Consider the following 23,422-nt stretch of genomic DNA (forward strand, 5'->3'; position numbering starts at 1 on the left):
TAGTTTGCCAGAGGGCAACCATTCTGCCGTAGGTGAGGGGAATTATCGAGCCGCGATTCAGTGCTAAACCGTTATTCTGCTAACGATATATTTGTGATGCTGCTCAATAGTTGATCGCTCAAAAAAGGTTCAGCTGCAGAATATATCCGCGTATACTTGCGCCAACATCAAGAGAGGCGGTTATGATCGAGCACGAATTAGGGCAGTGGAAAGACTTCATCGAAGGTATGTTGCGCAAATAAGCGTTCCGGCATAAAAAGCAACGGCGCGATATTCTGATACTGAATATTCTGCGAACATCAGCAAAAAGGCGACCTGAAAAGGCCGCCTTTTTTGTGGCTTATTGCCCGAGAGTTTAGTCGTGGTGCTCTTTGAGCGGGAAGCGTCTGCGCACCAGAACAAAGAACAGCGGCACAAAGAAGATGGCCAGCACGGTGGCGGAGATCATCCCGCCCATCACGCCGGTGCCTACCGCATGCTGGCTACCTGAGCCCGCTCCGGTGCTGGTTGCCATCGGCAGAACCCCGAAAATAAACGCCAGGGACGTCATTAATATCGGGCGCAGTCGCTGGCGGCAGGCCTCAAGCGTGGCGGCAACCAGGTCCTGGCCTTTGGCGTTCAGGTCGTTGGCAAATTCGACGATTAAAATGGCGTTTTTCGCCGAAAGGCCGATCACCGTTAGCAGCCCGACCTGGAAGTAAACGTCATTCTCAAGGCCTCGCATCCAGGTGGCGAGCAGGGCGCCAATCACCCCAAGCGGTACCACCAGCATGACAGAGAACGGCACGGACCAGCTCTCGTACAGCGCCGCAAGGCACAGGAATACGACCAGTAATGAAATGGCATACAGGGCAGGTGCTTGCGCGCCGGAGAGGCGTTCCTGGTAGGACATGCCCGTCCACTCGAGACCAAAGCCGTTCGGCAGCTTGCTGACCAGATCTTCCATAATGTCCATGGCGGTACCGGTACTTAACCCAGGTGCCGCTTCCCCGACAATTTCCAGTGCGGAATAGCCGTTGTATCGCTCCAGGCGAGGCGAGCCTGTTTCCCACCGGGAAGTGGCAAAGGCGGAGAACGGCACCATGCCGCCTGTTTTATTACGCACGTACCAGCTATTGATATCGTCCGGCAGCATGCGGTACTTGGCCGCAGCCTGGACATACACTTTCTTCACGCGCCCGCGATCCATAAAGTCATTCACATAGCTTGAGCCCCAGGCCGTTTGCAGGGTGTTGTTGATATCATCGATGGAGACGCCCAGTGCCTGAGCCTTACGCTGGTCGATATCGATTTGCAGCTGCGGGCTGTCGTCCAGGCCGTTGTGGCGCACTCGTGTGAGCTGCGGGTTATTGCCGGCCATTTCCAACAGTTGGTCACGCGCCTGCATGAGCGCATCGTGCCCCGCGCCGGCATGATCCTGCAGCTCCATATCAAAGCCTGCGGCGTTGCCCAAACCGTTAATCGCTGGCGGGCTGCTGGCAATGACGCGCGCTTCTTTGATCTTATTAAAGGCTTTGGTGGCCCGTTCAATGATGGCAAACGAACTGCCGTCGGCGCTGCGTTCGTCCCAGTCCTTCAGGCGAATAAACATGCGCGCCACGTTTTGCCCGTTCCCGCCTGGGCCTGCACCAATGGTGGAAAATACCGACACGACGTTGTCTTTCTCTTTGGTGAGGTAATACTGCTCCACCTGCTGCACCACTTTGGTTGTCTGCTGCTGCGTTGCGCCGCTCGGAAGCTGTACTGACGTGGTGAACACGCCGCGGTCTTCCTGGGGCAGGAATGACGTCGGCAGTTTGAGGAACAGGAACACCATGCCGCCAAGCAGCAGGGCATAAATCAGCATCCAGCGCAGGCTGCGGGCGAGGATTCTTGCCACGCCATTTTCGTAGCGTTCGGCGCTGCGGTTAAAGGTGCGGTTAAACCAGCCAAAGAAGCCTTTCTGGCCGTGATGCTCACCTTTATGCAGCGGCTTAAGAATGGTTGCACACAGGGCTGGGGTGAGGATCATCGCCACCAGCACCGAGAGCACCATAGCGGCGACGATAGTGACCGAGAACTGGCGGTAAATCGCCCCGGTTGTGCCGCCAAAGAACGCCATCGGCACGAACACGGCAGAGAGCACCATGGCGATGCCGACCAGCGCGCCCTGGATTTGGCCCATGGATTTGCGGGTCGCTTCCCGAGGGGAGAGACCTTCCTCGCTCATAATTCGCTCGACGTTTTCTACCACCACGATGGCGTCATCCACCAGCAGGCCGATAGCCAGCACGGTGGCGAACATCGTCAGCGTGTTAATGCTGTAGCCGAAGACATACAGCACGGCAAAGGTGCCGAGCAGCACCACCGGTACGGCAATCGTCGGGATAAGCGTGGCGCGGAAGTTTTGCAGGAACAGGTACATCACCAGGAACACCAGCAGAATCGCTTCCAGCAGCGTTTTCACCACGTCGGTGATTGAGGCTTTAACGAACGGGGAGGTTTCGTAGGCGATTTTAGCTTCCAGACCGTGTGGGAAAAACTGCGAAAGCTCTTCGATCTTGGCGCGGGCCAGCTTGTCGGTTTCCATTTCGTTGGCACCGGAAGCCAGCTTAATGCCAAGCCCGGAAGCGGGCTGCCCGTTGTAGGTGCTCAGGAAGTCATACTTCTCCGCCCCCATCTCAACGTCCGCCACATCCCCCAGCGTGACCAGCGAACCGTCCTGATTCACCCTCAGCGTAATGTCTTTGAACTGCTGCGGTGTTTGCAGGAGCGACTGGGCATTGATGGTGGCGTTCAGCGCCTGTTTGTCCAGCGACGGCGTGCCGCCAAGCTGGCCCACGGCAATTTGCGCATTCTGGGATTTGATGGCGGTGACCACGTCCTGGGTGGTCATCTGGTAGTTGATGAGCTTATTCGGGTCGAGCCAGATACGCATGGAATACTGCGAGCCGTAAGCATCGACGCTGCCGACGCCGTTCACGCGGCTCATCGGGTCCTGCACGTTACTGGCCACGTAGTCGGCGATGTCCTGCTTATCCATGCTGCCGTCGGTGGAAACAAAGGCCACCATCAGAATATTGGTGTCACCGGTTTTGTTCACCGTGACGCCCTGAGTCTGCACGTCCTGCGGCAGCTTTCTTACCGCAGACTGCAGCTGGTTTTGCACCTGCTGTACCGCAGAGTCCGGGTCCGTCCCGGCCTTAAAGCTCAGGGTAATGGTGGCCTGACCGGCGCTGCTGCTTTGGGACGACATGTACATCATGTTGTCCAGGCCGGTCATGCTTTGCTCTATCACCTGCGTGACGGTGTTTTCCAGGGTTTGCGCGGAAGCACCTGGATAGTTGGCGGTGATCCTTACGTTGGGTGGCGCAAGGTCGGGATATTGTTCGACGGGCAGTGAAAAAATAGCCAGTGCCCCGGTCAGGCAAAGTAAAATTGCCAGCACCCAGGCAAAAATGGGGCGAGAAATGAAAAAATTCGCCATGCGGTCAGGACCCCTTAAAAGCTTCTAATTGTTATCAATAACCGCATCACTGTAGCTTTAACCGCTTAGTCAAACGTGGAGAAATCTAGGAGATAGTGTAAATATGCTTTGGAATTGGCAGGATTTGTAACCATACCGTTTATTGGGTCGTTTTAACCCCGGCTTTCCAAAAATAATACCGTGGCCGCGACGCGTGATCTCACCTGCAGCTTACGAAGCAGGTTACGGATATGCACTTTTACCGTCTCTTCTGAAATATGCAGCCCGCTGGCAATTTGCTTATTTGACAGCCCACGGGCCACCTCTGACAGCACGTCCAGCTCACGCTCAGTGAGAATAGCAAACGGATCGCTGCTCTGTCGTTCGCTTCCACGGTTGGTCAGATACTCGCGTACCTGCTCGCTAAATGCTTTTTCACCCGTCAGGCAGCGGTGAATGTCCTGTAATAAAACCTCCGGATCGCTGTCTTTCAGCAGGTAACCATCGGCACCGGCATCAATCATCGTAAAGATATCGCTGCGAGCGTCGGACACGGTCAGGATAACCACGCGGGCGCTGATCCCGTCCCGGCGCAGGGCGTTGAGCGTATCAAGGCCGCTCAGGCCCTTCATGTTCAGGTCGAGCAAAATCAAATCCGGCGACAGGCGACTCGCTAAACTGATGGCCTCCGCACCGCTGCTGGCTTCACCCACCACGGTAAACGTGCTGTCCAGCTCAAGCAACTGACGCACTCCGCGCCGCATCAGCGGGTGATCGTCCACGATTAAAACTTGGTATACCGTTTTCTCAGACATTGCTAACTCCTGAATAAAGCTAATTATTGTTATGGCTCCCGGTGGCAGAGGCAAAATGGACCTCTACTCGCGTTCCGCCCTCGGGCGGTCGGGATATTGTCAGCTGGCCGCCAAGCCGGCCTGCGCGTTCGTGCATGATATTCAGCCCATAGTGACCTTCCGGCTCTTCAAGGCTGGCAATCCCGTCCCCGTTGTCAAATACCGAAGCGAAATGCTCACCGCCGCTTTCTGAGCGGCAAACAACCTCAATATGGCTCGCATTGGCGTGTTTAATCGCATTCAGTACCGCCTCCCGGATGATTTGCAGCAGGTGGATTTGCTGAGAAGCGTCCAGAACCTGAGTCGGCATGCTGCATTTCAGGCTAATTTCTGCCTGGGTTTGCTCGCGCAGCGGTTCAAGCAGCTCCTGCAGCGCGGCGGGTAAATCTGCCTGCTGCAGCGTCAGGCGGAAGGTGGTGAGCAGCTCGCGTAGCTGGCGATAGGCGTCGTTTAAGGCCTGGGAAAAATCCCCGACAATTCGCTGTGCAGGATGATTTTCTTCGGGCACCGCGCGCTTGAGCAGCGTCAGCTGGATACGAAGATAAGAGAGCACCTGGGCCAGAGAGTCATGCAGCTCGCGGGCAATCGTAGCCCGTTCCTCCATTAACAGCAGTTGCTGGTAGTGTTTTTGTGCCTGATTAAAGTACACGCCTCGCCCCAGCATGGTGGCCACGCTTTTCATCAGCTGTGGGGAAGGAGTTTTCCCCTGTGACTGCCAGCGAAGCGTGCCAAAAGCGCTGTCCTGCTGAACCAGCGGCAGGGTATGCCATTTTTCGTCCGGGACCGGGGAGCCTTCCATCAGCCGCCAGTTTTCACCCACCTGCATTTCCAGGGCGTTGACCGCCTCATGCTGGTGGATGATTTGCAGGATCTGCACGAAGCAGTCGCGGTTGATGGTGCTGACGTTCAGCGCCTGGGAGCAACTGTAAAGCACTTCGAGCATGCGGTTGGCTTCCTGCAGGCGCAGGGTCTTTTGCTCCACCTGCTGCTCTAAGGAGCGATAAAGTTTTTGCAACTCATCCGTCATGCGGATAAAAGCCTGTGCCAAGGCACCCAGCTCATTGGGGAGGGTTTGGTCAAGGTTCGGGAGGGTAAATTCGCCATGCTCAATGGCTTTGCTCACTTCCACCATGGTATTGAGCGGGATGACCACCTGCTGGCGGATGCGGCGTAAAGTGAAGAATACCAGAGTAAAAATAGCGATAAAACCGACTACCGAAGCCGCGACAACCTGCATCATTTTTCGCTCGGCATAATGCTGCAGCGCCAGCACAAACAGGTCGATTTGTTCCACGTAGGCGGCGATGTTATAGCGGTACCAGTCAATGTCTTCATTCAGAATATGCAGCTGCATTTGCTGCCAGGCCTGCTGCAGAGCGTTATAGCGGGCTTGCACCTCATCGGGCACCCAAAACCGGTTAAGCTGCTGCAATGTTGGGGCGTTCAGCGACTGTTGATACTGCTGTAAATGTGCCGCAATAGCCCTGGGGTCACTCTGAAGATCGTAGCCCAGGCGGTAGCTCTGCATACGCAGCGAGCCCGCAATATTCACCGCTTCTGCGTCTTTCAGGCTGCTGGCGAGCGTCAGCATCGCGATGCCGGTGGAAAGCAATGACAGCAAAACAATCGAAAAGAAAGCGCGGGCAAGGCTGGTGGAGACCGAGCGTTTGACTGTCACGGGGGAATAACCCTTTAAAGTATGCGGTGGAGCGAAACCTACCAGAATCTGCCTGAGACGCAAACGCCTGGCGGTGACTTTTTCGCCCCAGCGCGAAAAATGCCGCCGTATTTAACGCAAGCTTTGCGACAGCATAACGTCTGCCTTACATCTGCTGATTCCTCCCGTCACGCCGAAACCGTACGCCTCTTTGATCCGACAACGGCATTTACCCCTTTATGGGGATGCTTTTGTAACCCCTCGTCACATACCTTAAGTGCCGTAAAAACCGCAGAGAATACGCGGATAAAAAGAATAACGTTTCTACCCGGTGGCAACCTGGCCGGGCATTTTGAGCAAGGATCTGCCCAATGGCTAAACTGACCCGTCGCGGCCTGCTGACCGGGGGCTGGCACAGTTCTACTCCCGCCATTCGCCCTCCGTGGAGCGGCGATGAAAATCATTTTCTTCTGGACTGCACGCGCTGCGATAGCTGCGTGACCGCCTGTCAGAGCCGGGTGCTTCGCCGTGGTCAGGGCGGTTACCCCGAAATCGACTTTAGCCAGGGCGAGTGCACTTTCTGCTACGCGTGCGCGGACGCCTGCCCTCAGCGGCTTTTTGCCCCGCAATCAGCGCAACCCTGGGCACTGACTTTACAGCTCGGCGAAACCTGTCTGGCCTGGCATCAGGTGGAATGTCGCAGCTGCGAAGATGCCTGTGAACCGCAGGCCATCCGGTTTATCCCCACTCTACAGGACGTTTCCCGTCCACAGATTTCTTTGTCTGCCTGTCACGGCTGCGGCGCTTGTGTTGCCGGGTGCCCAACGTCAGCCATCACCCTGAGGCCACAAAATGCACACTGATTGGCACGTATGCGGCCTGTTGGTTCAGGCCAGACCTGAACATGTTGCTGCCGTACGCAGCGCGATCAACTCGCTGCCTGGCAGCGAGGTTGCGGTTGACGATATCGACAGCGGCAAACTTGCGGTGGTTATTGAAGCCGCCGAAAGCAACAAGCTGCTGGAACAAATTGAGCGGGCACGCAATATCTCCGGCGTGCTGGCGGTGTCGCTGGTTTATCACCAGCAGAATGAACAAGGTGAGGAAGCACCATGAAACTCAGTCGTCGTAGCTTTATGAAAGCGAATGCCGTTGCCGCAGCTGCCGCGGCGGCGGGCCTCAGCGCACCGGGCGTGGCTCGTGCGGTGGTCGGCAAACCCGATGCCATTAAATGGGACAAAGCGCCGTGCCGCTTCTGCGGTACCGGCTGCGGCGTGCTGGTGGGGACCCAAAACGGCCGCGTCGTCGCAAGCCAGGGCGACCCGGAAGCGCCGGTCAACCGAGGGCTGAATTGCATTAAGGGCTACTTCCTGCCAAAGATCATGTACGGAAAAGATCGTCTCACCCAGCCGCTGCTGCGCATGAAAGACGGGCAGTACCACAAAGAGGGTGAGTTCCAGCCGATAAGCTGGGAAAAAGCCTTCGACGTGATGGAAGATAAATTCAAGGACACCCTGAAAGAGAAAGGCCCGGACGGCATCGGCATGTTTGGCTCCGGCCAGTGGACGGTGTGGGAAGGCTATGCCGCCGCGAAGCTGTTCAAGGCGGGCTTCCGTTCTAACAACATCGATCCGAACGCGCGTCACTGCATGGCGTCTGCCGTCGTGGGCTTTATGCGGACCTTCGGCATGGATGAGCCGATGGGCTGCTATGACGATATTGAGCAGGCGGACGCCTTTGTGCTTTGGGGCTCCAACATGGCGGAAATGCATCCGGTGCTCTGGTCGCGCATCGCTAACCGCCGCCTGTCCGATGAAAACGTCAAGGTTGCCGTGCTTTCGACCTTCCAGCACCGCAGTTTTGAGCTGGCGGACAACGGTATGGTCTTCACGCCGCAAACCGATCTGGCGATCCTGAACTATATCGCCAACTACATCATTCAGAACAATGCGGTGAACGAGTCGTTCTTTAAGCAGCACGTTAACCTGCGTCGCGGCGTGACGGATATTGGCTATGGGCTGCGCCCGACGCACCCGCTGGAAAAGGCCGCGAAGAATCCGGGATCTGACGCTTCCGAGCCGATGAGCTTCGACGAATACAAAACGTTTGTTGCCGAGTACACGCTGGAGAAAACCGCTGCAATGAGCGGGGTGCCGAAAGACCAACTTGAAGCGCTCGCGAAGCTCTACGCTGACCCGAATAAGAAAGTGATTTCCTACTGGACGATGGGCTTTAACCAGCACGTGCGCGGCGTCTGGGCGAATAACCTGGTTTACAACCTGCATCTTCTGACCGGGAAAATCTCTCAGCCAGGCTGTGGACCGTTCTCGCTGACCGGGCAGCCATCCGCCTGCGGCACCGCGCGTGAAGTGGGCACATTTGCACACCGCTTACCGGCAGACATGGTCGTCACTAACGAAAAGCACAGGGAGATCGTCGAAAAAACCTGGCAGCTGCCTGCCGGCACTATTCCAGCCAAAGTGGGTTTGCACGCAGTGGCGCAGGACAGGGCGCTGAAAGACGGCAAGCTCAACGTGTACTGGGTGATGTGCAACAACAACATGCAGGCGGGGCCGAATATCACCGAAGAGCGTATGCCGGGCTGGCGCGATCCGCGTAATTTCATCATCGTCTCCGATCCTTATCCGACCATCAGCGCGTTAACGGCGGACCTGATCCTGCCGACGGCAATGTGGGTTGAGAAAGAGGGCGCCTACGGTAACGCCGAGCGCCGTACGCAGTTCTGGCGTCAGCAGGTGAGCGCGCCGGGCGAGGCGAAATCCGATCTCTGGCAACTGGTGACCTTCGCGAAACGCTTCAAGGTCGAGGATGTCTGGCCTGCTGAGCTTCTTGAGAAAAAACCAGAATACCGTGGCAAAACCCTGTTCGAGGTGCTGTTTGCCAGCGATGCGGTCCGTAAGTTCCCGGTGACTGAACTGGCAGCAGAGCAGCTAAACGACGAATCCCGCGAGCTGGGCTTCTACCTGCAAAAAGGCTTGTTTGAGGAATACGCCAGCTTTGGCCGCGGGCACGGACACGATCTGGCCCCGTTTGACGAGTACCACAAAGCCCGGGGCTTACGCTGGCCGGTAGTCGACGGGAAAGAAACCCAGTGGCGTTACAGCGAAGGCCACGATCCGTACGTTAAGGCTGGGGAAGGCTACAAGTTCTACGGTAAACCGGACGGAAAAGCGGTGATCTTCGCGCTGCCGTTCGAGCCGGCGGCAGAAGCCCCGGACCAGGAGTACGACCTGTGGCTATCTACCGGGCGTGTGCTCGAGCACTGGCATACCGGCAGCATGACGCGCCGCGTGCCGGAGCTGCATCGTGCCTTTCCTGAGGCCGTCACGTTTGTGCATCCGCTGGACGCGCAGGCGCGCGGTCTGCGCCGTGGCGACAAAGTGAAGGTGATTTCTCGCCGTGGTGAAGTGGTTTCCATCGTCGAAACCCGTGGCCGCAATAAGCCGCCTCGGGGCCTGGTCTACATGCCGTTCTTCGACGCCGCGCAGTTGGTGAATAACCTGACGCTCGATGCCACCGACCCGCTCTCCAAAGAGGCGGATTTCAAGAAATGCGCCGTAAAGCTGGCGAAGGTGTAATGCGCAATGCCCTTTGGTCGCGGCATCGCTAAGTGCCCAGAGGGTGTTTTCAGAATAACAATTCGATGGAGCCTGGGAGCTAAATCATGAATAACCAAGGCCTGATGAAGGCGTTGTTTCAATGGGGAGCGGCATTCACTCTGGTGGTCAGCGGTGCGCTTTGGGCGGCAACTGGCGTGGACCTCAAGCAATCGCCTGAAGTGTCCGGCACCCCGGAAGGGGCTGTGCTGATGCCAAAGCAGCAGCAGCGGATGGCGCTGAACTACGTTAACCAACCGCCGATGATCCCGCACAGCGTGGACGGCTACCAGGTCACGACGACCAGCAACCGCTGCCTGCAGTGCCACGGCGTTGAAAGTTACCGCACCACGGGGGCTCCGCGCGTCAGCCCGACGCACTTTATGGATAGCGACGGCAAGGTGCTTTCGAACGTGGCGCCTCGCCGCTATTTCTGCCTGCAATGCCACGTGCCCCAGGCGGATGTTGCCCCGATTGTTGAAAATACCTTCGAGCCATCCAAAGGGTTTGGGAAATAAGTTATGGATAAATCAACTCGTCAACCCGGCATCATTAAACGCGTGTGGCAGTGGTGGCGCAGGCCGAGTCGGTTAGCGCTAGGCACGTTGCTGCTGATTGGCTTTGCTGCCGGGATAATTTTTTGGGGCGGTTTCAACACCGGGATGGAAATGTCCAACCGCGAAGAGTTCTGCATCGGCTGCCATGAAATGCGCAATAACGTGTATGAGGAATACATGGGCACGGTGCATTACAACAACCGCAGTGGCGTGCGTGCGACTTGCCCGGATTGCCATGTGCCGCACGAATGGGTGCCGAAAATGATCCGTAAAATTCAGGCCAGCAAGGAGCTGTACGCCAAGGCCTTTGGGCTGATAGACACGCCGCAGAAGTTTGACGATCACCGCCTGGCGATGGCGCAAAACGAGTGGCGGCGGATGAAAAACAATAACTCCCAGGAGTGTCGAAACTGCCATAACTTCGATTATATGGATTTCACCGCGCAGAAAACCGTGGCGGCCAAAATGCACGATGAGGCGATCAAAGACGGAAAAACCTGTATTGATTGTCATAAAGGCATAGCGCATAAGCTGCCGGATATGCGGGAGGTTGAGGCGGGGTTTTGATCGAGTCAGAGGACCTGATGAGGGTTGCTTATGAAAGATCAGCTAAGGCCCCGTTCACTTCCAAACCTGTTTAATATGTCACCATCGAATTAGTGAACGGCTCAGGGGAGTCACCGTCACTCCCCCGAGACCCCGGACTCCCGGCCAAATAAATCGACCGCTGAAGCGGCAGACCTCCGTTTTATCTCCCAGTCCTGGGTCGGCTGAGATGCGTTCCCGACGCTCTCAGCCTCCGGCCGTTCCCGACGGCCGGACCCTGGCCAGTCGGAGAGAAAACAGAGGCGATTTAAGCCGGAACCGAGCCTCGCTTTAAATTCACAGCCAAACAGAAATTAACAGTCGCTTCAGGTCTTACAGCCACGCCGTTGTCCCCGGCTCTCATCGCCCCCGGTTATGACCCAACTCAGGCGGGGTTGAGCTGTCGGGAACAGCGAAAGAGAGCGATCGTCGGGAACGAATCGCGAACGCCCCCGAATGTTTGGGTGATAGCCGGTGGGTTTACCGCTTCAGCGGCGATGAGCTCGCCGGGCGCCGGGGGTTGTCAGGGGGCATGGCGTAATGCCCCCTGACACGTTCACTATTTACGGAAGTGGCAGAAATAAATGATGCTACGGTGAACGGAAAAACTGCGAACTAAAATATTCCTTCTCGTTTCAACACCCATACAAAAACAAACCTAACGCCACGCGACAACGCTCACAGAACGGCATATGATTGTCGGCTCCCTTACCGCCTTGTGGAGACCGTATGTCGTTACGTATCGAAGTCATCAAAGATAAAGTCCTGTCTGATAACTACTTCATCCTGCGCAATATTACCTATGACCTGTCTCGTAATGGGGCTGAAAGCGTTCGCCATAAGCGTGAGGTTTATGACCGGGGCAATGGCGCAACTATCCTGCTTTATAACCGCGAAAAGAAAAGCGTGGTGCTAACACGCCAGTTCCGCGTCGCGACCTGGGTTAACGGGAATGAAGATGGCATGCTGATAGAAGCCTGTGCCGGGCTGCTGGATGCCGACGAGCCAGAAGTCTGCGCCCGCAAAGAGGCGATGGAAGAAACGGGCTTTCAGGTAGGAGAGGTTGAGAAAGTCTTTGAGTTGTATATGTCTCCCGGCGGCGTGACCGAAATCATTTACTTCTATCTGGCAGAATACAGTGATTCTCAGCGAGAAGGCGCCGGTGGCGGCGTGGAAGATGAAGATATCGACGTGCTGGAAATCCCGTTTAGCCAGGCAATGGCGATGGTGAAGAATGGGGAAATTTGCGACGGGAAGACAGTGATACTGCTTCAACAGCTGCAGTTGCGCAATATTATGGGGTAAAACTCCATAAAATCATGTTATTGCGATTTTTAATATTGATATAAAGCTATCCGACAAATCCGATTGAGCAGGCTGCCTCGTGGGCCGAAGATACGTCGCACCATCGTACGTTTTTCACGCTTCGCTTTTTAGGGCAGCCTTCAATGTTCTATCGGACATCCTCCTTGCTTATGCTTGCATTGCTGGTAGCCAATGCTGCATTTGCCGCGCCAGCGCAAAAGCAGTTTTCCGACTGGCAGGTGACCTGCAATAACCAGAACTTTTGCAGCACCCGTAATACCGGACTGCATCAGGGGTTGGTGATGACGATTACCCGGGGTGCCGGGGCCCGCACTGACGCCAGTTTGCGCATCGACCTGGGGAATATGGAGAGTGCGGACGTTAAAGTCTCGCCTGTAGCACCGAGGTTGCGGCTTGACGACGTGCCGCTTGCTATCCAGCCCAGCGAGTGGAAAGTGTCGCCTCATCATTTGATGACCAATAATCCGGAGGCGATTAACGGCCTGCTAGACGCTATTATGAACGGCGATAAAATTACCCTTGCCGACGGCCGGGGCATCATTTCACTCAGCGGGCTCAAAGCGGCGCTGCTATTTATCGACAGCCAGCAAAAGCGTATCGGCAGCGAAACCGCATGGATTAAAAAAGGCGACGGACCTCCGCTCAGCGTGCCTCCGGCTCCGCCGCTCAAAGAAGTGGCTGCAGCTACGGCATCATCAACGCCACTTTCACACGATGAACTGAACGACCTGTTGGATTATGGCACATGGCGGATGAATAACAGCCAGTGTTCGCTCGATCCGCAGCGTCGGGAAGTGCGCGTTTTTCCTCTGACTGACGATAAAGCCTTGATGCTTACCAGCTGTGAAGCAGGCGCCTATAACGTGGTTTATCTGGCCTGGGTCATCTCCCGGCAAAAGCCGTTTGTCGCCAGGACGATTCACCTGCGATTACCCTTTATACCGGACGGCGGTAGCGCTGAGCTGGAGCTAATGAACGCGGGATTTGATGAGCACGATAAAGTGTTAACCACCCTGGCGAAAGGGCGCGGGCCTGGCGATTGCGGCGTGGCCACGCGCTGGCGCTATGACGGACAGCGCTTCCGGCTTGTGCGTTATGCCGCTGAATCTGCCTGTGATAGCTGGCATAAAGCGGGCGGCTGGCCGACGCTGTGGGTCACCAAATAGTTGGGATTCACTGAATAAAAGAGAACCCTCTCCCCGCAAGGAGAGGGCTGGCAGCGTGGGCTATTTCTTGCCGAGTGATTTTTTCGCTACGGCTACGATGTTTTCTACCGTGAAGCCAAAGAACGGGAACAGCTTCCCGGCAGGGGCGGATTCGCCGAAAGTGGTCATACCCACAATCCCGCCTTTGAGACCGACGTATTTATACCAGTAATCGGCAATACCGGCCTCTACCGCCACTCGAGCCCGCACGGCATAAGGCAGGACGGACTCCTGATACGCCTCATCCTGAGCATCGAAAACGTCGGTGGACGGCATCGACACGACGCGAATCTTATGCCCCTCTTTGCTCAATGCTGCCGCGGCCTCGACGGTGATTTCAATCTCAGAGCCTGTGGCAATCAGGATGAGGTCTGGTTTGCCGTCGCTGTCCTTCAGAATATAACCCCCTCGGCCGATCGCTTTCAGTTGCTCAGGCGTACGGTCCATCTGGGCCAGATTCTGGCGAGACAGGATCAGCGCAGTTGGGCCGGTCTGGCGCTCAAGCGCGGATTTCCAGGCCACTGCGGCCTCAACCTGATCGCAAGGCCGCCAGGTGCTGAAGTTGGGCGTCAGGCGCAGGCTGGCTAACTGCTCGACGGCCTGGTGTGTCGGGCCATCTTCCCCAAGGCCGATGGAATCATGGGTATAAACCATGATCTGCCGCGCTTTCATCAGCGCCGCCATACGCGCCGCGTTACGGGCGTACTCCACAAACATCAGGAAGGTGGCGGTGTAAGGGATAAAGCCGCCGTGCAGGGCGATGCCGTTGGCAATGGCGGTCATACCGAATTCGCGTACGCCGTAGTGGATATAATTCCCGGCGGTGTCCTCTTTAATCGACCTCGAGCCTTTCCAGATGGTCAGGTTACTTGGGGCCAGGTCGGCGGAGCCGCCAAGCAGTTCCGGCAACGACGGACCAAAGGCGTTAAGGGTATTCTGCGAAGCTTTGCGGGTGGCGATTTTGTCCGGGTTCGCCTGCAGTTGTTCAATATAGCTTTGGGCTGTTTTCTGCCAGTTATCCGGCAGTTTACCTTCCGTACGGCGTTTAAATTCGGCGCTCAGGGTAGGGTGAGCCTTTGCGTAAGCGGCAAACTTCTCTTTCCAGGCGGCCTCCGCTTTTTCGCCTGCCTCTTTGGCGTCCCAGGCGTGATAGACCTCTTTTGGGATCTCAAACGGCGGGTATTTCCAGCCGAGCTGCTTGCGCGCCAGGGCGACTTCTTCTTCACCCAGCGGTGCGCCGTGAGCCTCTTCTTTGCCCGCTTTGTTTGGCGAACCAAAACCGATCACGGTGCGGCAGATGATGAGGGACGGTTTGTCCTTCACGCTCTGGGCTTCTTTGATGGCTTTTTTCAGCGCTGCCGGGTCGTGGCCGTCAATCTCATGGATCACGTGCCAGTGATAGGCCTCGAAGCGTTTGGCCGTGTCGTCGGTAAACCAGCCATCGGTTTCCCCGTCGATAGAAATCCCGTTATGGTCATAGAAGCCGATCAGCTTGCCTAAACCCAGCGTTCCGGCAAGGGAAGATACCTCATGGGAAATGCCCTCCATCAGGCAGCCGTCGCCCATGAACACATAGGTGTAGTGGTCAACGATGTCATGGCCCGGCTGGTTAAACTGCGCGGCCAGCGTGCGCTCGGCAATAGCCATCCCCACGGCGTTGGCTAACCCCTGGCCCAGCGGGCCGGTAGTGGTTTCCACGCCGGGGGTATAGCCCACTTCCGGGTGGCCGGGCGTTTTGGAGTGAAGCTGGCGGAAGTTTTTCAACTCCTCCAGCGGCAGGTCATAGCCGCTCAGGTGCAGCAGGCTGTAAAGCAGCATCGACGCATGGCCGTTCGACAGCACGAAGCGGTCGCGGTTGGCCCAGTGCGGGTTAGACGGGTTATGGCTGAGGAAATCATTCCACAGTACCTCGGCGATATCGGCCATGCCCATGGGCGCTCCGGGGTGGCCGGAATTGGCTTTCTGGACCGCATCCATACTGAGGGCGCGAATGGCGTTGGCAAGCTCTTTACGTGATGACATGTTTCACTCCAGGTCTTGTTAAAGTTTGGCGGCGAGCAGGTCTTCCAGTTTGCGTTGATCTATGGCGAACAGGCGGATCCCTTCGGCCAGTTTTTCCACGGCCATAGCATCCTGGCTATGTTCCCAGCGGAATTCCGCTTCGCTCATGGGGGCCGGACGGCGGAAGCCCTGTGAGAATGGGATCAGTTTACGGATAACTTCTTCTTCACTGTCCTGCAGCTGCTGCAGCAGGTTAGGGGCGATGGTCAGTCGGTCACAGCCCGCCAGGGCGAGGATTTGTTCCTTACGACGGAAGCTGGCGCCCATGACGATGGTTTCATAGTTATGTTGCTTGAAGTAGTCGTAGATATTGCGCACGGATTTCACGCCCGGATCTTCTTCAACGATATACGGATCCATCGGTTTACGCGCCTGATACCAGTCGTAAATACGGCCCACGAACGGGGAAATCAGGAAAACGCCCGCCTCCGCACAGGCACGCGCCTGAGCAAAAGAGAACAGCAGTGTCAGGTTGCAGTTGATGCCTTCTTTTTGTAGCTCTTCCGCCGCGCGGATGCCTTCCCAGGTTGACGCCAGCTTGATGAGAATGCGGGATTTATCGATCCCCTGTTCGGCGTACAGGTCCACCAGGCGACGAGCCTTGCTGATGCTCTTTTCTTTGTCGTAGGAGAGACGGGCGTCCACTTCGGTAGACACGCGACCTGGAATGCTTTTCAGAATTTCCGCACCGACATTGACCGCAAGTTTGTCACTGGCTTCGGCCACAATTTGTTCCCTGCTGCCGCCGCGCTGTTTGCCGTAGGCCAGCGCGTCATCAATCAGCGGCTGATATTGCTCAAGCCCCGCGGCTTTTAACAACAATGAAGGGTTGGTGGTGGCGTCTTCAGGCTGGTAGTGGCGAATAGAGTCGATATCACCGCTGTCTGCAACCACGGTGGTGTACTGTTTAATGCTGTCTAACTGATTCATTACTATCTCCTTGAAAAAGCAACGTCTTACCTGAGCGTTCCGTGTCGCTCGCCGTGAAAACTTACGCTTTGCATAACCCAAAAGCATAGCAGATGGGGGCGATGACGGGGCAGCCGCTAACATTGGTTCTATAGTTAGCTAACAATAATCACGCCTAATCTTAATAGTATGGCTACCTTCAAAGTTTGCGAAACGTGCCCGCGTGATACTAGGCGGCTGACGTAACAATAAAGAAGACCCAAAAAGGAACGATGCAATGGATGAACAACTGAAGCAAAGTGCCCTCGATTTCCATGAGTTTCCAATTCCGGGGAAAATCCAGGTTTCTCCGACCAAACCCCTTGCTACCCAGCGTGACCTGGCGCTGGCGTATTCGCCGGGCGTAGCGGCACCTTGCCTTGAAATTGAAAAGGACCCGCTCGCCGCCTACAAATACACCGCGCGCGGCAACCTTGTGGGCGTGGTTTCTAACGGTACCGCGGTGCTCGGGCTAGGCAATATCGGCGCGCTGGCAGGCAAGCCGGTCATGGAAGGTAAGGGCGTCCTGTTTAAAAAATTCGCCGGTATCGACGTCTTCGACATCGAAATTGATGAGATGGATCCGGACAAGCTTATCGACGTGGTGGCCGCGCTGGAACCCACTTTCGGCGGCATTAACCTGGAAGATATCAAGGCACCGGAGTGTTTCTACATAGAGCAGAAGCTGCGCGAGCGCATGAACATTCCGGTGTTCCACGACGACCAGCACGGCACCGCGATTATTTGTACCGCCGCGGTGCTGAACGGCCTGCGCGTGGTTGAAAAGAACATTACCGATGTACGGCTGGTGGTTTCCGGCGCGGGGGCTTCGGCAATCGCCTGTATGAACCTGCTGGTCGCGCTGGGAATGCAAAAACACAACATCGTGGTTTGCGACTCGAAGGGCGTTATTTATAAAGGCCGCGAAGAGAACATGGCCGAAACCAAAGCCGCCTATGCCGTAGAAGACAGCGGTAAGCGGACGCTGGACGACGTGATTGAAGGCGCGGACATCTTCCTTGGCTGCTCCGGCCCGAAAGTGCTGACCCAGGAAATGGTGAAGAAAATGGGCAAAGCGCCGCTGATTCTGGCGCTGGCTAACCCTGAGCCTGAAATTCTGCCGCCGCTGGCGAAAGAAGTGCGTCCGGAAGCCATTATCTGTACCGGCCGTTCGGACTACCCGAACCAGGTGAACAACGTGCTGTGCTTCCCGTTCATCTTCCGTGGCGCACTGGACGTGGGCGCCACGGCAATTAACGAAGAGATGAAGCTGGCTGCGGTGCATGCGATAGCCGAGCTGGCTCACGCTGAACAAAGCGATGTGGTGGCCTCTGCCTACGGCGAGCAGGAACTGACGTTCGGCCCGGAATACATTATTCCTAAGCCATTTGACCCGCGCCTGATCGTGAAAATTGCCCCTGCGGTAGCCAAAGCAGCGATGGACTCCGGCGTTGCCACGCGCCCGATTCAAGATTTCAATGCTTACAGCGAGAAGCTGGAAGAGTTTGTCTACAAAACCAACCTGTTTATGAAGCCGATCTTCTCTCAGGCGCGCAAAGAGCCGAAGCGCGTGGTGTTAAGCGAAGGGGAAGAAGCGCGCGTGCTGCATGCCACACAGGAGCTGATCACTTTGGGGCTGGCGAAGCCTATACTTATTGGTCGTCCAAGCGTTATCGAAATGCGTATCAAAAAGCTGGGCCTGCAAATTCAGCCGGGCAAAGATTTTGAGATCGTGAATAACGAATCCGATCCGCGTTTCAAAGAGTACTGGCACGAGTACTACAACATCATGAAGCGCCGTGGGATCACTCAGGAGCAGGCGCAGCGGGCGGTGATCAGCAACACTACTGTGATCGGGGCGATCATGGTGCATCGTGGTGAAGCGGATGCGCTGATTTGCGGGACAATCGGCGAATATCACGAGCACTTTGACGTGGTAGAGAAGCTGTTTGGCTACCGCGAAGGCGTGAAGGCCGCCGGGGCGATGAACGCGCTGCTGCTGCCGAGCGGCAACACCTTTATCGCGGATACCTATGTGAACGATGACCCTACGCCGGAAGAACTGACTGAAATCACGCTGCTGGCGGCGGAAACGGTGCGCCGATTCGGCATTGAGCCGAAAGTTGCGCTGCTTTCCCACTCCAACTACGGTTCTTCCAACAGCAAAGCCGCCTGCAAAATGCGCAAAACGCTGGATCTGGTGCGCGAGCGTGCGCCTGACCTGGAAATTGACGGGGAGATGCACGGAGACGCCGCGCTGGTTGAAAGTATTCGCCATGAGCGTATGCCAGACAGCCCGCTGAAAGGCTCTGCCAACATCCTGATCATGCCGAACGTTGAGGCGGCGCGTATTAGCTACAACCTGCTGCGCGTGTCGAGTTCTGAAGGGGTGACCGTTGGTCCGGTCCTGATGGGCGTGGCGAAGCCGGTTCACGTGTTGACGCCGATTGCTTCGGTGCGCCGCATTGTGAATATGGTGGCGCTGGCGGTTGTGGAGGCGCAAACCGCACCGCTGTGATTGAACTCCCCCTCACCCCGGCCCTCTCTCATGCGGGGTTAGGGTGAGGGGGGAAAGTGAAAGCTACACCCACTCCTTCACTGGCAGGAAATCACGATACAGGGCAGCCTCCGGGCTGCCTTCTTCTGGCTGGTAGTCATACTCCCAGCGCACCAGCGGCGGCATCGACATTAAAATCGACTCGGTTCGCCCGCCGGTTTGCAGGCCAAACAGCGTGCCGCGATCCCACACCAGATTAAACTCTACATAACGCCCACGGCGGTACAGCTGGAAGTCCCGCTCGCGCTCGCCGAAGGGATGATCCTTGCGGCGTTCAACAATCGGCAGATAAGCATCCAAGAATCCCTGTCCGACGGCCTGAATAAAGCGGAAGCCGTAGTCAAAGTCTGGCTTGTTCAGATCGTCGAAGAACAGCCCGCCGATGCCGCGCTGCTCGTTGCGGTGTCTGATAAAGAAGTAGTCATCGCACCACTTTTTATAACGCGGGAAAACGTCGTCACCAAACGGCTGGCACAGGTCACGCGCCGTGCGGTGCCAGTGCACCGCATCTTCTTCGAAGCCGTAGTAAGGCGTTAAGTCGAAGCCGCCGCCAAACCACCAGACCGGATCGGCGCCAGGTTTTTCGGCAATAAAGAAGCGCACGTTGGCGTGGCTGGTCGGCACATAAGGGTTGTTCGGGTGTACCACCAGCGAAACGCCCATGGCCTGAAAACTTCTGCCCGCCAGTTCCGGGCGGTGGGCCGTGGCCGACGCCGGCATGGCGTCGCCGTGAACGTGAGAAAAGTTCACGCCAGCCTGTTCGAACACCGCGCCGCTGCGCAAAACTCGACTGCGCCCGCCGCCTCCGCCTTCTCGCTGCCAGTTGTCTTCCTGGAAGACGGCGCCATCAAGGGCTGAAAGCTGCTGGCAAATCGTATCCTGCAGGGAGAGCAGGAACTGTTTTACGGCGTGGATATCGGGCTCAGTCATAAAAATTAACGCTTCTTACCGTGGACTTTATGGTTATCAAACCAGTTGAAATAGCTCATTACACCGGAGGCAATGGCGGTGGCAATCTTCTGGCGGAAGGCGGTGGTGCCGAGCAGCTTTTCTTCGCCCGGGTTGGTGATAAACGACGTTTCAACCAGAACGGACGGAATGGACGGCGACTTCAGGACCACGAAGGCTGCCTGTTCCGTGTTACGGCTGTGCAGCTTATGCACCGGCTTTATCTGTTTCAGAATATGCGAACCGAGCGTCAGGCTGTTTTTAATCGTGTCGGTCTGCACCAGATCAAACAGCACCTGCTGCAGGTAGTGATCTTTGTCTTTCACTTTGCTGCCCGCTACGTCATCCGCGGCGTTCTCTCTGTCTGAAAGATATTTCGCCATGGCGCTACTTGCGCCTCGGTTAGACAGGGCGAATACGGAGGCACCTGCGGCGGTTGGACTGGTGAAGCCATCCGCGTGGATCGACATAAACAGATCTGCGCCGTGCTGGTGGGCGATTTCAACGCGATCGTACAGCGGAATAAATTCGTCCGTGGTGCGAGTCAGCCTGGCATCGATGCCGTTGCTACGCAGGATGCTGCGCACGTTTTTGGCAATGGCCAGCACCACGTGTTTTTCTTTCGAGCCGTTGTGGCCGATGGCGCCGGTATCAATCCCACCGTGGCCCGGGTCAAGCATAACAATGCGTTTTGCCCCGGACTTTTTGGCCACTTTACTGTGGGAATTGGTGGTTTTCAGCGATTTGGCTTCTTCCTTTGCCAGCGCTTGGTTCATACCGGTTAGCGTCAACGCTGCTAAACCCGTGAGCAGGACCTGGCGGCGCGTCGTAAGTTGCGTTAGCGATTTAATTTTGCTCATGCGGATGAATTATTTATCTTATGGAGTCCAGATGGGAAGTTATAACGTATCGGCTTCATGCAAACGACACTCTGGCGTCAGAAATGTATATCCATTCGTTTCATTTCATGACTGGTCGAAGATTATGCCATTTTTTTCGCGCTTTTGCGGCAGTTATTGGCTTAACGGACGGTTAACGCCATAATCAATCTTTTACGGCTTAAGGTGGCTAATACCATGGAAATTCGCGTTTTTCGCCAGGAAGATTTCGAAGAGGTCATTACCCTTTGGGAGCGCTGCGATTTACTGCGCCCATGGAATGACCCGGAAATGGACATTGAACGTAAGCTGCATCACGATGCGGACCTGTTTTTAGTCGCTGAGGTGGGCGGCGAGATCGTCGGTTCGTTGATGGGCGGGTATGACGGCCATCGGGGTTCAGCCTATTACCTGGGCGTGCACCCGGAGTTTCGGGGCCGTGGCATTGCTAACGCCTTGCTGAACCGTCTGGAAAAGAAGCTGATTGCCCGCGGTTGCCCGAAGATCCACATCATGGTGCGCGAAGAGAACGATCTGGTTATCGGCCTTTATGAAAAGCTCGATTACGAGCATCAGGACACCATTTTGCTCGGCAAACGGCTGATAGAAGATCAGGAATATTAATTTTCAAATGTGTTCATGCCATGTATTTGCCTGCTGATTATGATTCACAGGGCAACTTAAAAGCACCGCTGCTGTTCTGGGCGGTGTTGTTGTTACAGGCCCGCACCTGGGTTTTGCTGGTGCTGGCGGGGGCTTCTCGTCAGCAGGGCGATGCGCTGCTGGGCCTGTTTTATCCCGATCGCGATAACTTCTGGCTGGGGCTGATCCCCGGTATTCCGGCTGCGCTGGCCTTTTTGCTCAGCGGACGTCGCCACCTTTGGCCCCGGTTCTGGCGGGCGTTTCGCTGGATATTGATTGCCGCCCAGGTTGGGCTGCTGGCGTGGCAACTGGCGCTGCTGGTCGGGGATGAAACGCTGACCGGTACCACCCTTGTTCTGCTGATTATCGATCTGTTCGCGCTTTGGTGGCTGCTGACTAACCGCCGGCTGCGGGATTACTTTGCCCTGAAAAACGAGTTAAGCGGCACTTTTTGACATCCCCGTACTCCAAAGGCCGTTACCATTTTTTGAAAAGGAATGATCAATGAAATCTCTGCGCCTAATGATGCTAGGCCTGCCGCTGGTTCTGAGCGGGTGTTCCACGCTGTCCTCCGTTAACTGGTCTGCGGCTTATCCGTGGAACTGGTTTGGCTCTTCCGTTGAGGTGAGCGAGCAGGGCGTGGGGAAACTGACTTCAGCCACCGCGATGGATGAGAAGGCCGTGAGCGAGGGGTTGAATGACAATTATCGTCTGCGCAGCGGCATGAGAACTGAAAACGGCACCATCGTGCGCTACTTTGAGGCGATGAAGGACAAAGACGTTAAGCTGGTGGTGAACGGCGAAAAAGGTACCGTGAGCCGCGTAGATGTGATGGATAATGACATCAAAACCGCTAGCGGCGTGAAAATTGGCACGCCTTTTAGCGATCTGTATCAGAAAGCGTTTGGGGTCTGCGAAAAAGGTAGCGGCGACGATGCTGCAGGCGTTCTCTGCCAGGCACCGAACAGCCAGCACATCAGCTATCTGTTTACGGGCGAGTGGCACGGGCCGGAAGGATTAATGCCGTCGGACGATACGCTGAAGAAATGGACGCTTAACAAAATTATCTGGCGTCGATAAAATTTGCGCCGGGTTTGCGCCGTCGCAAGTCGGCGTGAATAAATCAGGTTAGAATAGCCCGATAAATGCCTCCGTTCGGAGTCATCATAGTTATGTGCCACCTTTGGTGGCATTTTTTTCAGGAGGAATCATGTCTCGGGTTCAAAGCGGCATTCTGCCGGAACATTGTCGTGCCGCGGTTTGGCTGGAAGCTTCTGTGCAGGGCGACTTCAGCGCGCTGAGCGCAGGGTGCAAAGCCTTTATTGAAGCGTTGAACGCTTTCCAGGAAAAATTTCCTGACGCGATGCTGGGAGCCACCGTTGGTTTCGGGCACGATCTGTGGCGCGACCTCAGCAAAGGCGAAGGTGCCGCAGAGCTGAAAAACTTTACGCCATTAGGCAAAGGCCTGGCGCCCGCAACCCAGCACGATGTGATGATCCACATTCTTTCTCTGCGCCATGACGTGAACTTCTCCGTGGCTCAGGCCGCGCTGGCCGCGTTTGGCGATGCGCTGAAAATTGAAGAAGAGATTCACGGTTTCCGCTGGGTAGAAGAGCGCGATCTCAGCGGCTTCGTTGACGGGACCGAAAATCCGCAGGGCGAAGAGAATCGTCGTCAGGTGGCGGTGATCAACGAAGGTGTGGATGCCGGGGGCAGCTATGTGCTGGTTCAGCGCTGGGAACACAACCTCAAGCAGCTTAACCGCCTGAGCGTGCACGACCAGGAGATGATCTTCGGCCGTACCAAACAGGAAAACGAAGAGATAGACGGCGACGCGCGGCCAGCCACTTCTCACCTGAGCCGGGTCGATCTGAAAGAAGACGGCAAGGGACTGAAAATTGTGCGTCAGAGCCTGCCTTACGGCACCGCCAGCGGCGTGCACGGTCTCTATTTCATCGCCTATTGCGCGCGTTTGCATAACATTGAACAGCAGCTGTTGAGCATGTTTGGCGACGCTGACGGGAAGCGTGACGGTATGCTGCGCTTCACTAAGCCGGTCACCGGCGGTTACTACTTCGCGCCGTCGCTCGATAAATTACTGAGCCTGTAATCCCCTCCGGCGTAGCGTTTGCTACGCCGTTT

20 protein-coding genes are annotated in these 23,422 nt (G+C 56.2%); 13 read left to right on the plus strand and 7 right to left on the minus strand.

Features of this window, described 5'->3' with window-relative positions; translation table 11 throughout:
- Window positions 1-182 precede the first annotated feature (182 nt).
- Window positions 183-242: a protein YpfM gene (gene ypfM, locus ACR6JA_RS10635; protein WP_139827443.1), complete on the plus strand. Its 60-nt coding sequence runs from the start codon at window positions 183-185 to the stop codon at window positions 240-242.
- 113 nt (window positions 243-355) lie between these two features.
- Here the strand turns inward: ypfM and acrD are convergent, their stop codons facing one another.
- From acrD to narQ, 3 genes are all read right to left on the minus strand, one after another.
- Window positions 356-3,466 carry a multidrug efflux RND transporter permease AcrD gene (gene acrD / locus ACR6JA_RS10640; protein ID WP_494492725.1) on the minus strand — a complete coding sequence of 1,037 codons (3,111 nt, stop codon included), beginning with the start codon at window positions 3,464-3,466 and terminating at the stop codon, window positions 356-358.
- Window positions 3,467-3,618: 152 nt separating this feature from the next.
- Complete coding sequence (gene narP / locus ACR6JA_RS10645) at window positions 3,619-4,260, minus strand: nitrate/nitrite response regulator protein NarP (protein ID WP_494492726.1); 642 nt, start codon at window positions 4,258-4,260, stop codon at window positions 3,619-3,621.
- A gap of 19 nt (window positions 4,261-4,279) precedes the next feature.
- Window positions 4,280-5,977, minus strand: coding sequence for a nitrate/nitrite two-component system sensor histidine kinase NarQ (narQ, locus tag ACR6JA_RS10650; RefSeq protein ID WP_213716848.1), 1,698 nt, complete (start codon window positions 5,975-5,977; stop codon window positions 4,280-4,282).
- A 350-nt stretch (window positions 5,978-6,327) separates the two neighbouring features.
- On the opposite strand from narQ, the gene napF reads away from it, so the two are divergent.
- The 7 genes from napF to ACR6JA_RS10685 all read left to right on the plus strand — a co-directional run bounded on the left by napF (window position 6,328) and on the right by ACR6JA_RS10685 (window position 13,207).
- Window positions 6,328-6,819 carry a ferredoxin-type protein NapF gene (napF, locus tag ACR6JA_RS10655; protein ID WP_213716846.1) on the plus strand — a complete coding sequence of 164 codons (492 nt, stop codon included), beginning with the start codon at window positions 6,328-6,330 and terminating at the stop codon, window positions 6,817-6,819.
- Entirely contained in the window at window positions 6,809-7,072 is a 264-nt protein-coding gene (gene napD / locus ACR6JA_RS10660) for a chaperone NapD (RefSeq protein ID WP_213716844.1), read from the plus strand. Before napF ends, napD begins: the two co-directional genes overlap by 11 nt.
- Window positions 7,069-9,555 (plus strand): nitrate reductase catalytic subunit NapA, encoded by a 2,487-nt coding sequence (gene napA, locus ACR6JA_RS10665; RefSeq protein ID WP_494492727.1) that lies wholly within the window; start codon window positions 7,069-7,071, stop codon window positions 9,553-9,555. The genes napD and napA overlap by 4 nt, the downstream gene beginning before the upstream one ends.
- An 86-nt stretch (window positions 9,556-9,641) precedes the next feature.
- Window positions 9,642-10,091 carry a nitrate reductase cytochrome c-type subunit gene (napB, locus tag ACR6JA_RS10670; protein ID WP_166871960.1) on the plus strand — a complete coding sequence of 150 codons (450 nt, stop codon included), beginning with the start codon at window positions 9,642-9,644 and terminating at the stop codon, window positions 10,089-10,091.
- Between the two features lie 3 nt (window positions 10,092-10,094).
- Entirely contained in the window at window positions 10,095-10,697 is a 603-nt protein-coding gene (gene napC / locus ACR6JA_RS10675; RefSeq protein WP_008460173.1) for a cytochrome c-type protein NapC, read from the plus strand.
- Between the two features lie 747 nt (window positions 10,698-11,444).
- Window positions 11,445-12,020 carry a GDP-mannose pyrophosphatase NudK gene (gene nudK, locus ACR6JA_RS10680; protein WP_494492728.1) on the plus strand — a complete coding sequence of 192 codons (576 nt, stop codon included), beginning with the start codon at window positions 11,445-11,447 and terminating at the stop codon, window positions 12,018-12,020.
- Between the two features lie 143 nt (window positions 12,021-12,163).
- Window positions 12,164-13,207, plus strand: a complete 1,044-nt coding sequence (locus ACR6JA_RS10685; RefSeq protein ID WP_494492729.1) for a DUF1176 domain-containing protein — start codon at window positions 12,164-12,166, stop codon at window positions 13,205-13,207.
- Between the two features lie 60 nt (window positions 13,208-13,267).
- On the opposite strand, the gene tkt is transcribed toward ACR6JA_RS10685, so the two are convergent.
- Together tkt and tal are read right to left on the minus strand one after the other, a co-directional pair.
- Window positions 13,268-15,268 carry a transketolase gene (gene tkt, locus ACR6JA_RS10690; RefSeq protein ID WP_166871972.1) on the minus strand — a complete coding sequence of 667 codons (2,001 nt, stop codon included), beginning with the start codon at window positions 15,266-15,268 and terminating at the stop codon, window positions 13,268-13,270.
- A gap of 18 nt (window positions 15,269-15,286) precedes the next feature.
- Window positions 15,287-16,237, minus strand: coding sequence for a transaldolase (gene tal, locus ACR6JA_RS10695; protein WP_166871975.1), 951 nt, complete (start codon window positions 16,235-16,237; stop codon window positions 15,287-15,289).
- A 256-nt stretch (window positions 16,238-16,493) separates the two neighbouring features.
- Between tal and maeB the strand changes: the two genes are divergently transcribed.
- Entirely contained in the window at window positions 16,494-18,773 is a 2,280-nt protein-coding gene (maeB, locus tag ACR6JA_RS10700) for an NADP-dependent oxaloacetate-decarboxylating malate dehydrogenase (protein ID WP_008459558.1), read from the plus strand.
- Between the two features lie 63 nt (window positions 18,774-18,836).
- Here the strand turns inward: maeB and hemF are convergent, their stop codons facing one another.
- On the minus strand, window positions 18,837-19,742 hold the full coding sequence (gene hemF, locus ACR6JA_RS10705) for an oxygen-dependent coproporphyrinogen oxidase (protein WP_494492730.1): 906 nt from the start codon (window positions 19,740-19,742) through the stop codon (window positions 18,837-18,839).
- Between the two features lie 5 nt (window positions 19,743-19,747).
- A complete protein-coding gene (gene amiA, locus ACR6JA_RS10710) occupies window positions 19,748-20,620 on the minus strand; it encodes an N-acetylmuramoyl-L-alanine amidase AmiA (RefSeq protein WP_008459562.1) in 873 nt (290 codons plus the stop codon).
- Between the two features lie 216 nt (window positions 20,621-20,836).
- Here amiA and ACR6JA_RS10715 point away from each other — a divergent pair, with 216 nt between their 5' ends.
- The 4 genes from ACR6JA_RS10715 to ACR6JA_RS10730 all read left to right on the plus strand — a co-directional run bounded on the left by ACR6JA_RS10715 (window position 20,837) and on the right by ACR6JA_RS10730 (window position 23,390).
- Window positions 20,837-21,262 (plus strand): GNAT family acetyltransferase, encoded by a 426-nt coding sequence (locus tag ACR6JA_RS10715; protein ID WP_008459564.1) that lies wholly within the window; start codon window positions 20,837-20,839, stop codon window positions 21,260-21,262.
- A 20-nt stretch (window positions 21,263-21,282) separates the two neighbouring features.
- Window positions 21,283-21,735: a DUF2919 domain-containing protein gene (locus ACR6JA_RS10720; RefSeq protein ID WP_213716740.1), complete on the plus strand. Its 453-nt coding sequence runs from the start codon at window positions 21,283-21,285 to the stop codon at window positions 21,733-21,735.
- 49 nt (window positions 21,736-21,784) lie between these two features.
- Window positions 21,785-22,360 (plus strand): RpoE-regulated lipoprotein, encoded by a 576-nt coding sequence (locus ACR6JA_RS10725; protein WP_494492731.1) that lies wholly within the window; start codon window positions 21,785-21,787, stop codon window positions 22,358-22,360.
- A 130-nt stretch (window positions 22,361-22,490) separates the two neighbouring features.
- Complete coding sequence (locus tag ACR6JA_RS10730) at window positions 22,491-23,390, plus strand: Dyp-type peroxidase (protein ID WP_494492732.1); 900 nt, start codon at window positions 22,491-22,493, stop codon at window positions 23,388-23,390.
- Window positions 23,391-23,422 lie beyond the last annotated feature (32 nt).

It is taken from the genome of Cedecea sp. B1(4) (genome assembly GCF_059414925.1).

Excerpts from the sequence above, each read along its gene's own strand:
- acrD (WP_494492725.1), bottom strand. The coding sequence starts at position 3,466 with ATGGCGAATTTTTTCATTTCTCGCCCCATTTTTGCCTGGGTGCTGGCA.
- narP (WP_494492726.1), bottom strand. The coding sequence starts at position 4,260 with ATGTCTGAGAAAACGGTATACCAAGTTTTAATCGTGGACGATCACCCG.
- napF (WP_213716846.1), top strand. The coding sequence starts at position 6,328 with ATGGCTAAACTGACCCGTCGCGGCCTGCTGACCGGGGGCTGGCACAGT.
- napD (WP_213716844.1), top strand. The coding sequence starts at position 6,809 with ATGCACACTGATTGGCACGTATGCGGCCTGTTGGTTCAGGCCAGACCT.
- napA (WP_494492727.1), top strand. The coding sequence starts at position 7,069 with ATGAAACTCAGTCGTCGTAGCTTTATGAAAGCGAATGCCGTTGCCGCA.
- napB (WP_166871960.1), top strand. The coding sequence starts at position 9,642 with ATGAATAACCAAGGCCTGATGAAGGCGTTGTTTCAATGGGGAGCGGCA.
- napC (WP_008460173.1), top strand. The coding sequence starts at position 10,095 with ATGGATAAATCAACTCGTCAACCCGGCATCATTAAACGCGTGTGGCAG.
- nudK (WP_494492728.1), top strand. The coding sequence starts at position 11,445 with ATGTCGTTACGTATCGAAGTCATCAAAGATAAAGTCCTGTCTGATAAC.
- ACR6JA_RS10685 (WP_494492729.1), top strand. The coding sequence starts at position 12,164 with ATGTTCTATCGGACATCCTCCTTGCTTATGCTTGCATTGCTGGTAGCC.
- tkt (WP_166871972.1), bottom strand. The coding sequence starts at position 15,268 with ATGTCATCACGTAAAGAGCTTGCCAACGCCATTCGCGCCCTCAGTATG.
- tal (WP_166871975.1), bottom strand. The coding sequence starts at position 16,237 with ATGAATCAGTTAGACAGCATTAAACAGTACACCACCGTGGTTGCAGAC.
- maeB (WP_008459558.1), top strand. The coding sequence starts at position 16,494 with ATGGATGAACAACTGAAGCAAAGTGCCCTCGATTTCCATGAGTTTCCA.
- hemF (WP_494492730.1), bottom strand. The coding sequence starts at position 19,742 with ATGACTGAGCCCGATATCCACGCCGTAAAACAGTTCCTGCTCTCCCTG.
- amiA (WP_008459562.1), bottom strand. The coding sequence starts at position 20,620 with ATGAGCAAAATTAAATCGCTAACGCAACTTACGACGCGCCGCCAGGTC.
- ACR6JA_RS10715 (WP_008459564.1), top strand. The coding sequence starts at position 20,837 with ATGGAAATTCGCGTTTTTCGCCAGGAAGATTTCGAAGAGGTCATTACC.
- ACR6JA_RS10720 (WP_213716740.1), top strand. The coding sequence starts at position 21,283 with ATGTATTTGCCTGCTGATTATGATTCACAGGGCAACTTAAAAGCACCG.
- ACR6JA_RS10725 (WP_494492731.1), top strand. The coding sequence starts at position 21,785 with ATGAAATCTCTGCGCCTAATGATGCTAGGCCTGCCGCTGGTTCTGAGC.
- ACR6JA_RS10730 (WP_494492732.1), top strand. The coding sequence starts at position 22,491 with ATGTCTCGGGTTCAAAGCGGCATTCTGCCGGAACATTGTCGTGCCGCG.